The following is a 12873-nucleotide window of genomic DNA, read 5'->3' as shown; positions in this document are numbered from 1 at the left end:
GCTTATGAGTCGCTTCAGCCAACTGGCGATTGGTACGTTCGCTCGTGCTCCTGCCTTGAAGCGCGTTCACCTCCTTAACCGATATGTAAGTGAAAGCCTCTCCTTGGTTGTAGTTATATCTTTCTAGAGTGTTCGTGCCAATCTCTCCAGCAGTTCCACCGCAGGAGCTAGCACTGCTTCATCAATATCGAATTCCGGATGGTGATGCGGAGCAGGCAGCTCGCTGCCAATAATCATATACGTTGCTTTCCCACCTTGTTCCTGCACGCGCCGAATCATGTAACTGGCATCCTCACTTCCGAGTGAAGCACCATCCGAAATAGCCTCCGCATGGGTAAATCCTGCGATGCCTTCACTTTGCTGCACAGCAAGCTCTGCAAGCTCCATATCACAGTGAATAGGGACTGCACCGCCAATGACTTCAACCGTAGAGCTTAACTCATGCATCGCCGCGCTGTGCTCGATGATCTGACGCACCCGTCGCTCCAGCTCACGATTCGTTTCTTCTGTCGTTGAACGGGTTTCAATCACCATCCGTGCGTGCTCGGGAATAATACTGGCCCCTGTTCCGCCTTCAAGAATACCCACATTAATGCGTGTATCTGCCGTGCTAAACCGAGGCAACGCATGAATATTAAGGAGTGCTGTAGAGGCTCCCAGCAAAGCATTCCGTCCTTCCTCCGGTGTAGCTCCGGCATGAGAAGACACACCTGTAAAATGGGCTTCCAGCTTGGTCGTTGCCAGGAATCCAGCAGACGCCCCTCTGACATGACCGGATGGCACACCTGTACCCAGATGTATGCAGAACAGACGGTCCACCTGTTCCAGCATGCCTTTTTCGACCATGGCATACGCACCACGCACACCTTCTTCAGCAGGCTGGAACAGCAGACGGATCTTCCCGGCGAACTTTCGGTTACTCAAACGTTCTGCAAGTGCAAGCCCAATGGCTGTATGTCCATCGTGCGCGCAAGCGTGCATAATGCCTTCATGACTGGAGCGAAATTTCCCCGCTTGTGGTATATGTTTGTCTGACTTGCTCTCACGGATCGGAAGTGCATCCATATCGAAACGGAACGCCGTTGTTGGCCCTTCCATTTCTCCTTGTAACACAGCGACAACCGCCGTAAATCCCCCTCGCATCTGCTGCACAATCGCTGAATCTGCCCCTTCATCGATGGCACGCTGATATGCATCTTCCAACACTTCAGGGTTTGGCAGACCTCGCCGCGATGTGTCATCAATCGCATCTTTTCCATAGGCCACATGGTAACCCAGTTCCGTTAACATCTGCACGACTTTGGTAGCCGTACGAAATTCGGTGAATCCCAGCTCGGGATGTTCGTGAAGGTCTCGTCGAAGCGCAATAATATCAATCATGGTCACTCACCTCTCTCATCAAGCTCTCTATTTCATCATACATACACCTTTACACTACGAATTCTATATTATGGGTCGCTAATCCTGTTTCGCGTTACTTCTATACACATGCTTCACGCCCATACTGGGGACCCTTCGTGTCACAGGATGCGATTGATCTGATTCAATAAAAAAGTTGCCCGCTCATTGAACGGCACTCTTAGCCAAACTGCCCAAGAATATTCTTGGGCAGTTTTTCGATTTCACTTTTAAGTGCAACTTCTATAGGCAAAGGTAACGTGGTATGGTAGGCCCACGCACAAGCTTATCGTATAATAAGCATAACGTTGATGAATATGGCGCAAAAAAAGGAGAAACTCATGATGTTGATTAGACTAAATTGGATCACACTGCGGGTACACGATCTGGAAGCATCGCTCCGCTTCTACCACGATTTGCTCGGGCTGCCGATTCAGCGCAGATTCGAAAGCCGTGGACGGCAGATCGCCATGCTCGGACCAGAAAATGAAACGAAGCTGGAACTGATTGAGGGCAGCGAAACCACACTCAAGCCAGAGGCCGGTGTTTCGATCGGCTATGAGGTAAGGTCGCTGGACGAAGCCATGGAGCAACTCGCCGCATTAGGCATCCCGATTGTACGAGGCCCCGTCCAGCCCAATCCGCATCTGAGGTTTATTTACATTGCCGACCCAGATGGCTTCGAAGTGCAGTTGGCCGAACATGTATGATTAAGGCGCAATTATTTTTGAGGCGAATCTAAATAAGTGTACGTTTCACGATGACTGACCTGTTGTGTGTGGAGCCAAACCTACACGCGCACCCCACATAGGACGGCGTCAGCGCGCTGTTGTGCAAGTTTACAGCTTCATCCGACGCATCAGCGGCACACCTACTCGATTCAAAAGCCGTTCAAGCAGCAGCCAGCACCAGCGTCTGCTCATTGGCAAATGGCGCTCATACACGGCAGAATACTCGAAATCCGACACAGCGCCACGGTTGCGTTTGAACTGCGCAGCACCAGCACTCTCATGCAACAGATGACCGTTCTCACGGGCCTGTCCAATCAGGCAAGCTGATAGCATACGGTACAGTCCGATAGACTGGGGTAGCGCCGTATCGTAACCGAATAACGGCGTTGTCATCACCCCATTCCGACAGAAGTATCCCATAATCGCATCTATACGCCCTTCCTTTCGCAGACCATACAAGGTCAGTGTTCCCGAAGCTTTTGCTGTCGCAATGAACTGTTCACTGAATTGCGGATTATCATAAGAGTATTTTTCGAGGTATAGCAGCCTATACAGCTCCGCAATTCGCGGAATATCTTCCTCCGTCAAATTCGATCCGGAAACGAATTCATATCCGTGCTTGGTCAACAATTCGTAATCCCGCTTCAGCAGCCAGCGCGACTTCGCATTGCCGAAATTCGGATCATTCGCCTGGTACAGATAGATTTGACGGCTCGGAATTAGTTGACAGCCTGCTTGCTTCAGTTCTCCCGTCAGATCGGAGTGAAGCCCTGGGCACAAGGAGCGAAATATGACGGCATGCTCAGGATAACGTTCCCTTACTGCTGCAAGCAGACAAACAGCCTGCTCTCCGGACATGGCTGGATACAGGTTTGTTGATAACAGCCAGTTGTTGATATGTACAACCTTGTTTATTTGTGATTGCCGCATTCCCCACCCCACCACACTAAGCAGCGCGAAAAGCCCCTTTTCCAGCAACGGTTTCCGAAGCATCGTCAACTCCTGCTTGGCATACCTCACATAATGCGTATAAGGTGAACAAACGTAAGAATTTTCATACTCTGCATCATTTACCGTCAACGGAAGCACTAGATCGTCAATTCGAGCAATGAGTAAGGTTGTGTTTACATTTATAATGAAGTCCCGCGTCCCTTGTAACATCATGGGTTCCAAATACGCTCGTGCATCTCTACCATCCTCGGTGTTAGGCCAGTCCATATCTTGGAGCGAATTCCGATCATAGAAACAAACGCGACTATCGCGTCTTTCATTCTTCGCTGGATCTGTAAGATCGCGGCTATCCGTCTTTTTTTCCATTACTGCATTCTTCACGTTCTGCTCCCCCAATTACCCAAACTTCCTGCCATCAATTGTTTTTTTACAAATTCCTATTCCTCCCATTATAGTAGGCCTGGATGAGCATCCACAATTGTTTCGTTAAAAACGGGCGGAGAGATAAGCCATCTAAAAACAAAAAAAGCCTGCCCCCACATCATGGTTGGAGACAGGCTCAGTAACTGAACTTCGAATATAAAATTGGTGTAATCAGGTGACTCCGATGCAGTAGGCTAGCTTCAGCCTAAGTATTTTACAGCGTACCCGTTGCAGAACCTACTTCGTTCTTATCGGATACCAACTCGTTCAGGTCCACAATCAGTTGCTCCAGTTCTCCGAAGCTGTCCACCATCTTCTCGGTCAGGTTGCGCTGTTCCTCCATACTGGCAAGAATTTCTTCCGTAGCAGCACTCGATTCCTGAGTCACACTTGAAATTTCTGAAACCTCATTAACCACTTTCGTAGAGGATTCCCTCATGGTGACTGAACTACTCTCGATATCTGCGGCCTGATTCAATACTTGCTGAGAATTGCTGTTGATCGTACGGAAAACTTCTTCTGCCGTTTGCACACTGTCTTTTCCTGCTTCCAAAGCGAGTCGAATACGCCCAAACCGATCCGTCAACGCCTGTGTCTGTCCTCTCAAACGGGACAAAATAGCAGCAATATCACTGGCCGAATGGCCGGAGTGTTCTGCCAGCTTGCGAACTTCCTCCGAAACGACTGCAAACCCACGTCCATGTTCACCTGCACGGGCTGCTTCAATCGCTGCATTGAGCGCAAGCAGATTCGTCTGGTTGGCAATATCCGAGATGCTGTTCAGCATTAGCGACATGGACTCACTTTCCTCGTTAAACTTACTCATATCATCGGCTGTGGTATTAATCGTTTCATACAGCTCCTGCATCTGAACATTCAGTTGATCCATCTGCGCACTGCCTGTTTCCGTGCTCGTTGCCATGCTGGCTGACAGTTCTTTCATCTGAAGTGAGTAGGAAGCAACATCGCGGATATGCTGATCCGACAAGGACAAGGACTCTGAAATTTCAGCCACACTGGTGGCCTGGAATTCAACCCCTTTGGCCACCTCGCTGAATCCAAGCGTTACTTCATGGGTAATGGAGCCGGTGTCGGTTACTTTTTGCTTCAGTTGATCCGTATAACGAGATAGGCCCTCTACAGATTCTTTGACCCTTACAAGCATTGTTTCCACTCTCATTTTGGAATGCTCTACTTCTTGCCAACGCGCTTCGCTATCCCAAAAGAGTCTTTGATTCAACTGGGAAACCAGCATCAGAATGGCTCCCGTAAGCGCAAACAATCCTACATCAACAATATGGCCAATAAATTCCTCGGAGCTCTTTGTCTCCACCAGAACGACCTGAATAATACTGATGATAAACAACACGAAAAATCCGGTAGTGAACAGTTTCTTGTCGGGATAGAGCAACAATACTGAAGTGATGACCAGACTTAAAGTGATGTTAACACTTCCCCAGCCTGCATAGACTCCACAAACCGTAATCAGGAGTGTACAAAGCCACGGGATCACATGAATATACTTCTTTTTGATATTGGCGTACGTTACCCAACCGGTGAATAAAATAGCTACCCCACTCGAAACAAGCAGTTTGGGTTCCAGAAAGGCCATACCAAAACCGATGGCAACAATAACCCACAGGATGATACAGATCAGCTTGTTCCTTTTCCAGATGATTTCGTCATAACGATTCATGAATTTCCCGTCCTTTTTATCAATTAAATACGATGGTGAAACATTTCTGTACTATCTTTTATCAGTCTTTGGTCCTTGCTTATGAATAAATCGCAAAGTCCTAGGGCTTTGTTATAGTACATTAGGTCTTCATAAACATGAAAACACACTTAATGTATATCGGAATTTTATTATAAATTTTTAATATATGAAGGAATATAATATGTACTTATATTTCAGGAATTTTATTTGGTTTTCTCCATAGTAAAAAAATAGTAAAAACCCGCATCAGGGATACGGGCTTTCACATGTTAAGAAGATCAGCTACCTTTCATTTCCCGAACACAAGTGTGTTGTTAGACGAACCTGCATACTTGGTGACAAACTCGCGGGCATAACTGGCTGTCTGTACTTCATAGCTGTAGTTGGAGCTCGGTCTCCAACTCGTTTGAGGAGAGGATGGACTGCTTAACGCAGGTGTGCTGCCTGTATCCGTAAATTCCCCGTTTCCTTTATCATCCAGAATGCCGCCTTTTTCAGCGCCTGCACCGAAATAATTGTTTTCAGAATAAATGCGTGCTTTCTCGCCAATGGTAATCGCCTGGTTAAAGTTGTTCGCGTAATTGTTTTTGATATGGAAATAACCGTATCTCATGAGACCAGGACCACGTACATACAGGTTTTCAAAATAGTTATTAGCCATCGTTACATGAGGTACACCATTATAGCTGCTGTTGCCATCATTCGGGTATCCGAGAATAATTCCGTATTTGTGGTTTGCAAATTTGGAATTGCTGATCGTTATATAATCTGCACGATCCCCAATATACAAGAGCTTGTCCAGATCACTTCCGCTCGAGCTGTAGCTATGGCCGGAGAACGTCACGTGATCGATCCAGTAGTTGGAGCCTGAAGTAATATACATCTGGATATCGTCGTTAGCATTAATATTGGAAGCGTGTTCAAAAGTCAGATTCTGAAAAATGACATTGCTTGAGCTGGACGTCGATCTGAAATGAATGTTCATCAGTGTGTGTTTATCAAAAGAGCCTACCAACGTTTTGTTCGATCCAAATTCGACTTTCTGCAAGGTAGAGGAAGAAATATTTTGTTCAATAACCAGTATTTTAGCTGTTGTGCCTGCCATATGTGTTCGCAGATCGTTCAGATTGCTGATGTAGATGACCTGACCGTTCTTACCACCTGTCGTGGCTGATTTGGATACACCACTCTCATTTTTGGCGTTACCGGCAAAACCCGTTAAACCATTGGTGCCTGTGTTGGGATAACTGGCCGCACCATATGTAGCGGGTGCCGTAGAGACCGTGGAGACTGTCAATAATAACAGTGTTACAGCGAGTAAAAGAATCGAAAATTTCTTCAAAATTTCACCATCCTTTATAATTTTATCCTGCAAGACAAGTTGATTATATCGTGTAACATCAGATGTGACAATACAAAAATTGCAATTTAACCATTATTTTTATTTTTTTGCAACAGCAGTCCCCGTATAAGAAAAATGAAAAGACGACACAAAGTCATCTACAAAAACCATGACTTTGTATCGCCCTTCTTCTGAATCCTATTTGATTTTCAGTTCCAGCTTGTGTTTCTCCGCTTCCTGCAAATCATCGTAAACTTTGCCCGGTTCACCGTGAAGTTTTAATACCAGAGATTGGGGGGCATCCAGCAGATTACTACTGAAGGAATAGATCATCCCATCTTCCGTCCCGTTACCTGACACACGGGACAACAAGGTCTTCTGCCTGTCCTTGGTGGTGGATACAATCTCGGTAGGGTTGACCACATCACTGACGGAGAGTTTGGTTTTATAATCAATCTTTTGATTAGGTTCATAGATAAATCTTACCCGTGTCACAAGTGGAGATACCTCTGCTTCAGATAACATTACCTCATGACCGCCAATCGTAAATAACTGATTAAGTTTGATCTTCTCGGTCTTGGGCACCGAAAATTTAGGGTCCAGATCGAAGCTCACTTCCATCGGTTTCGAAAATTGGTATTTGGTATCTTTTTTAACCTTATTCGTGTCAGTCAGCAGATCAGGAACTACAGATGAAATGCGAAAATTGAACTTCACTTGTCCAGGAAGCGGTGTATTCCCATCCATTTCAACGGTGCTACGTCCATAAAGTATATACTTTCCATTGGAGCTATACAGACTGCTTATACCGCCATTGCCAAGTGATTGGTTCGTCATGCCATTGACCATACTCGTTTTGGGAACCGAATATATCTCCTGGGAAGCATCCGTCTGGGCTGTGTACAAAACGATTATCTTGTTTTCATCCGCCATAACTGCATTGACGGTTAACTGATATATTCCTGATTTCACAGAACGATTCACGAGCTGTACATAACCATTGTTAATTGCGGATGTAATCGTGTTTCCGTCTACATCCTTTTCAGCCAACTCCCGAAAAGGTTCAAGAACTCCCCAATTCTGTGCGGGCTGGCTGTACCTTGCCTGTTGTGGAGTACCGCCAAGTGGACCCATCAGCAGCCAACCGGCTGCCAGAGCGGTTACGAGCACCGCCGTAATCCACTTTAATTGCACATGACCTGTCATTCGCCGAGTTCTTGCCTTGGCCAGACCTTGCTGAATGGCAAAGGCCGTGTCCGCCGGATTCAATTGCTGTCTCTCCAGCTTAACTTGGGAAGCATCTGCGAAAAGTGCCTGCTCCTCCGGACTAGTTGTCATGCCAATCCCCCCTGATCTTCATCTGTTTCCGTAACAGTTCCAACCCTTTATGCTGCCAGGTTTTAATGGTGCCCTCTGGTTTGCCAAGAATGGAGGCAATCTCAATCGACGTCATGTCGTTATAGTATTTCAGCAGTAATACATGGCGATATTTGGGTTTGATTTTCTCAAGCATGGACCACATCGCAAGTCTATTGTCGCTGCATCCTGCACTGCCAGACTCGGATATCGCCTCCTCCAACCCTTCGCTCGGCAGTGGTGTTGCCCGTTTGCGACGCCTTTGTTCATCAATGCACACATAGATCAGAATACGTATAATCCACGATTTGAACGCCTTCTCATTTTTCAGAGAGCGACGCTTGATCCAGGCCCGGCATGTCATCTCCTGCACTGCTTCGAGCGCATCATGACGATTACGCAGGTAACTGTAGGCAATGGAGATCAGCGTGTCCTGATGCTCCATGATGGATTGGACAAATGTCGTCTCGTCTTCGCTCTGTACAAACAGCATCTTTTTCATCTCGGCTTTGGTTTCCACCCCGCAATCCCCTCCTTCTCTCTCTTTCTGTGGTTTAAGACGGATGAACAAGCCAAACCGTTTTTTATTTATTTCCCATCACAAAAAAGCCCCGCCTAATCCTGAGGAGGAAGCTCTTGTATTGATTTCCGCATCATTATTTAAAGTTCAAACCATTCCAGCTCATTATCATCCTGATTCGTAGCTGCTTCCATTTGTTTCAGCCAGTTTGCTGCGATGTCACCCCAAGTATGGAACAGACAATAGATGTATAACTCTCCCTCTACAATCTCATCCATTCCCGATGCCACTTCAATCGAGACTTGTAAAGCTTCAGGCCAGGGCGAAACCTCCTGAAGCAACGCAAACCCATCTTCATAATGATCCAGCTTATACAAGTCAGAGAAGGTTAAGGCATCCGCCAGTCGCTTCACAATCCGAGGTAAAATGACAGGATTTGATGTTCTGATGCCATATTCCCAGCCCACATGGTACCTCCTTTAATCTAAAAGTTAGCTAAAAACGATTACTCTTGCTCATTCAATTCATTGATCGAGCGGTCCAGCCACAATTCATACCAGTCGAGAAAACCCAGCCGCTCCGCGTTGCCCATATAATGATCCGGATAAATTCCATTACTGTTCGCTCGATCATCGGTCCAGATCTCTCCGTAGGACAATCCCTTCACGATCAGATTGAGCGAGACGCCACATCCAAAATCACTGATTCGCAGCATCCCTGCCGACCATTTCGGATCATAATACTCATGTTCAAGCGCTGCCCACTCGTCCTCTTCTTTGCTGTCGTCGTACCAGTCCACATCCCAATTCCAGGATTCCACATGTGGAAACGGCTCAGAAATTGCATTCAATTCATCATCATAATCCATCACCAAATATATGCCGTTCTCCGGCTTTTCCAGCCCATAATAAGGACCTGTACCACCGCTTCCAATCCCAAGCAAAAAAGCTTGATACTCTTCGGGCAGCGTTATCTTCCATTTCTGTTCAAAAGCTTTAATTTCGTCCAATGTCCATACCGGAGCCATCTCATATTGATGATTCTCTGCCCCAAACAGATTCCGCTTCGGGTCCAGAGTCTGGAGTTTGTTCAACTTTCCCTGTATGCGTTCCAACTGTACCTTGTACATGTACGTAAGCCTCCTTCCATCGCGTTGTACCTATAACGTCAGATTCGAATCAAGTCATTCAAACTATTTTCGCTTTGCAGACTGGGTTTGATGGTAATCCATATTTGATTGCTTTCCCTCAATATCATGCACGCATAATTTCCGGGCTCCATCTGGAGCAACACACCACCGCAAGACTCATCGGGTTCTAGCTCGCCCCCAGTGACATCCTCCGCCGCCCCCAGATACACGTTACCGGAAGGGACACGTAGATGGTATACCTGTGCAATCTCCAGTTCCTTCCCCGCATCATCCAGACTCCATGTCACCTCATACTGTCCATCTTCACCCAGATTCAGAAACAAACAGTTGCCTGCATTTACCTCTGTCAGTTCATCCTCTGCAATAGACCACCAGTCCGGTGTGTCTCCAACACGATGTTTTAGCGCCCCCAGATCGTACAGGCACAATGCTGCCGTATCCGTGAAGAACTGAAACTTCCCGTTCATTCTATCTCCCCTTTCTAATTCAAAATAAACACCTTGACCCTAGGTCAGACCAAAGGTTTATAGTGGAACTATTCCATTCAAGCAGACAGGAGCCAGCTTAATGAACAAATACATTACGATTAGCGAATTATCCAAATTAATGCATGTTTCAATCCATCAAATTCGATACTTTGAGGAAAAAGAAATACTTTTCCCGGCATATGTGGATACCAACCACTACCGTATGTATGGAATGGATGAGATCTACCAGCTTTCTCACATTCTTCTATTGCGCAAGTTGAATGTCCCTGTTCAGCAAATCAAAGAGTGCATGCTCTCCTATTCCGCAGATGACTATAACCGATTATTAACCGATTCACTTCGAGCTGTACAATCACAGATTGATTCGTTAATGCATATGGAACAATTCATTCAAGGCATATTGCAGGAACAGCAGGAATGGATCAGCCAATCCCAGCAGGATCAGTGTATACCCATATATGAGATAAAGGAAATTCCTGTTCGGCATTTCACCACTTGGATCACCATCCCACCAAACGAGTCTCTGCATGCCCGTGCACTTTATCAGCATCGTACGGATCAACCTGCATTGTTTGAAATTGATTTACACTACTTGTATACCTTAGACCAGGTTGCAGTCTGTGTTCCGTTTTCTAATGCTACCAGCGATTCTTTTGTTGAAAAAGGGTTATATCTAACCAGATCATTCACAGTGACATCCGAAGAAAATATTACCCAGGAAATTCATCACCTTAAGGAATATGCATTTCAAGCCACTTACGTGCTGGTAGACCCTATAATCTTGATTGAAAAGTCCTATCTCTCCATGTTAGGAACTGATCAATTACACTATGAGATTCAGGCCAGAATTGAGGTCACTCCTCCTAAAGTGAAAGAAAGGAACCCATTATGAACCTCACGACTCCAATTCAAATTGTGGACTATGATGATCAAAATCAACATCAACTGGCTGTCCGAAAATTAATAGTCCATTCTTTTGCAACCAAGTTTGAGGCTCTTGTTCGGCTCGCCCCAACGGAAATAGTTGACTTGCTTGGCGCTATATGGATTGATCAGGGAAACTCACCCTCCGATAGGCAGTTCATTGCAATGGATGGAAACCAGGTTGTCGGGGTTCTATGCCTGAAATGGTGCCTCAAAAACCCCCTACAGATAAAAAAGGAGATCCATCACATTCCACTCCGTAAGCTTTGCAAGCAATACGGACTACGCAATGTCTGCATGTTTATGGTCGGAATGATTGCCCTGGAATATAAGCCAAGTCCACACGAATGTTATATTGAGCATTTGGCTGTAGCTTCAAGTCACCGAAAGCGTGGGATTGCCAGACAGTTGCTGATTACTGCTCAGCAGTTTGCAAACCAACATCTCCATTGTAAATATATATCTTTGCACGTATCCAGCAGCAACACACAAGCCATTCGTCTTTACCAACAATTGAACTTCAGAGTGGAATCATCACACAACAGCATTTCCCGAAAATTCCTGTTCCGTGAACCTGAATGGATTTTCATGATGATCCCTATCTCTAACATACAGGAGGCATTTCAGTGTTTAAACAACAACCCCCTAGACTAAGATTATTTACGACCTCAGTTTTCAAATGGCTGATCGGTGTAACAATCATCATTCTGGCTATTGTGTCTTGGCTGCTCATTCAGAACACATTCAACATGAAAGAAACACGCATCTCCATTCCAACCTCATATGGACAATTAACGGGTATACTCACACTGCCCAAACAGCATTCAGATAAGGTTGGCCTTGTCGTTTTTGTACATGGTGATGGTCCGATTAATGCCAGTTATGACGGTGGGTACCGACCTTTGTGGGAAAAGCTTGCCATGGCGGGGTATGCCTCCCTCTCGTTGGATAAACGTGGTGTTGGCGGTTCCTCGGGAAACTGGCTTGACCAAACCATGGAGGATCGTGCACAGGATGTCTTAACCGCCATTGAATGGGCCAGAAAAGAACCCTCTATTGATCAAGATCGAATTGGTTTGTGGGGTGCCAGCCAGGCTGGATGGGTCATTCCAAACATCGTGAAACAAGATCCGGATATTGCATTTAGCATTTTGGTTTCCCCCGCCATCAACTGGATTACACAGGGCAGATACAACACCCAGCAGGAAATGCTCCAGAAGGGATATACCGAGGAAGAGATCACTGCAAGGCAGCTCTATAATGACCAGGTTCTGCAGCTGATTCGAAACAAGGCCACCTATGATGAATATAAACTCATAGCTAATAAGGACCAACTCATTTCCAAGGAGCGTTGGACGTTTATCGTCAACAATGTGGAATCGGATGCCACAGATGGGCTCGTTTCGTTTCATAGCCCTGTTCATCTCGTGCTTGGAGGTCAAGATATAAATGTCGATGTTCAAGAGACAGAGCGCGTGTATCGTCAGATGATTCCACAATCACTGCTCAGTGTAACCAAACTACCGGATGCTGATCATTCGATGCTGCCCTCTTCACTGGTACATTCTACGTTCAAAACCTATGCAACGGCCTTGTTCTCGCCACGAAAACTAATGGACGCACAGTATTTGGATGATATTGTTCAATTCTTGAACTCTATTCACGCAGTTGATCAACCGTTTGTTGCACACTTCCGGTTCCCAATCGATTCATTTCTCCTGAAATTCTTAAGAAAAATGACGCAATTTGATCCGCTCCATCCCCTTTGATCCGCAGGCGAGATTATTAGAACCATATTTAACCATTATATCAAGCCCGGCACACAGGTTAAAGGTACTCAAGAGTTAACTAGGTTCATGTTATACATGTGAAG

General features: G+C 45.9%; 13 protein-coding genes. 4 read left to right on the top strand and 9 right to left on the bottom strand.

Going from position 1 to position 12873, the window contains the following annotated elements; translation table 11 throughout:
- Positions 1–123: 123 nt before the first annotated feature.
- Positions 124–1380, bottom strand: coding sequence for an amidohydrolase (locus BLV50_RS20650; RefSeq protein WP_090809746.1), 1257 nt, complete (start codon positions 1378–1380; stop codon positions 124–126).
- A gap of 362 nt (positions 1381–1742) precedes the next feature.
- On the opposite strand from BLV50_RS20650, the gene BLV50_RS20645 reads away from it, so the two are divergent.
- Positions 1743–2108 carry a VOC family protein gene (locus BLV50_RS20645; protein ID WP_072734602.1) on the top strand — a complete coding sequence of 122 codons (366 nt, stop codon included), beginning with the start codon at positions 1743–1745 and terminating at the stop codon, positions 2106–2108.
- Positions 2109–2237: 129 nt separating this feature from the next.
- Here the strand turns inward: BLV50_RS20645 and BLV50_RS20640 are convergent, their stop codons facing one another.
- The 8 genes from BLV50_RS20640 to BLV50_RS20605 all read right to left on the bottom strand — a co-directional run bounded on the left by BLV50_RS20640 (position 2238) and on the right by BLV50_RS20605 (position 10055).
- On the bottom strand, positions 2238–3461 hold the full coding sequence (locus BLV50_RS20640; RefSeq protein WP_256338007.1) for a GNAT family N-acetyltransferase: 1224 nt from the start codon (positions 3459–3461) through the stop codon (positions 2238–2240).
- 256 nt (positions 3462–3717) lie between these two features.
- Positions 3718–5199, bottom strand: a complete 1482-nt coding sequence (locus BLV50_RS20635; protein WP_090809744.1) for a methyl-accepting chemotaxis protein — start codon at positions 5197–5199, stop codon at positions 3718–3720.
- 310 nt (positions 5200–5509) lie between these two features.
- Complete coding sequence (locus tag BLV50_RS20630; RefSeq protein ID WP_090809742.1) at positions 5510–6562, bottom strand: pectate lyase family protein; 1053 nt, start codon at positions 6560–6562, stop codon at positions 5510–5512.
- Positions 6563–6760: 198 nt separating this feature from the next.
- A complete protein-coding gene (locus BLV50_RS20625; protein ID WP_090809740.1) occupies positions 6761–7900 on the bottom strand; it encodes a DUF4179 domain-containing protein in 1140 nt (379 codons plus the stop codon).
- On the bottom strand, positions 7890–8438 hold the full coding sequence (locus BLV50_RS20620) for an RNA polymerase sigma factor (RefSeq protein ID WP_256338006.1): 549 nt from the start codon (positions 8436–8438) through the stop codon (positions 7890–7892). Before BLV50_RS20620 ends, BLV50_RS20625 begins: the two co-directional genes overlap by 11 nt.
- Before the next feature lie 140 nt (positions 8439–8578).
- On the bottom strand, positions 8579–8905 hold the full coding sequence (locus BLV50_RS20615) for a hypothetical protein (RefSeq protein WP_090809739.1): 327 nt from the start codon (positions 8903–8905) through the stop codon (positions 8579–8581).
- Positions 8906–8943: 38 nt separating this feature from the next.
- Positions 8944–9567 (bottom strand): SMI1/KNR4 family protein, encoded by a 624-nt coding sequence (locus BLV50_RS20610; protein WP_090809737.1) that lies wholly within the window; start codon positions 9565–9567, stop codon positions 8944–8946.
- Between the two features lie 38 nt (positions 9568–9605).
- On the bottom strand, positions 9606–10055 hold the full coding sequence (locus BLV50_RS20605; protein ID WP_090809735.1) for a DUF6386 family protein: 450 nt from the start codon (positions 10053–10055) through the stop codon (positions 9606–9608).
- A 100-nt stretch (positions 10056–10155) separates the two neighbouring features.
- Between BLV50_RS20605 and BLV50_RS20600 the strand changes: the two genes are divergently transcribed.
- The 3 genes from BLV50_RS20600 to BLV50_RS20590 are packed head-to-tail and all read left to right on the top strand — an operon-like array spanning position 10156 to position 12769.
- Positions 10156–10968 carry a MerR family transcriptional regulator gene (locus tag BLV50_RS20600; RefSeq protein ID WP_090809733.1) on the top strand — a complete coding sequence of 271 codons (813 nt, stop codon included), beginning with the start codon at positions 10156–10158 and terminating at the stop codon, positions 10966–10968.
- Between the two features lie 23 nt (positions 10969–10991).
- Positions 10992–11654, top strand: coding sequence for a GNAT family N-acetyltransferase (locus tag BLV50_RS20595; RefSeq protein ID WP_177031232.1), 663 nt, complete (start codon positions 10992–10994; stop codon positions 11652–11654).
- The gene (locus tag BLV50_RS20590) at positions 11627–12769 is read left to right on the top strand and encodes an alpha/beta hydrolase family protein (protein ID WP_256338005.1); all 1143 of its coding nucleotides are present in this window, start codon (positions 11627–11629) and stop codon (positions 12767–12769) included. The genes BLV50_RS20595 and BLV50_RS20590 overlap by 28 nt, the downstream gene beginning before the upstream one ends.
- Positions 12770–12873: the final 104 nt, after the last annotated feature.

Source organism: Paenibacillus sp. 276b (assembly GCF_900107875.1).
GTDB classification, from domain to species: Bacteria; Bacillota; Bacilli; order Paenibacillales; family Paenibacillaceae; genus Paenibacillus; species Paenibacillus marchantiae.
This window is presented reverse-complemented; position numbering and strand designations above follow the sequence as displayed.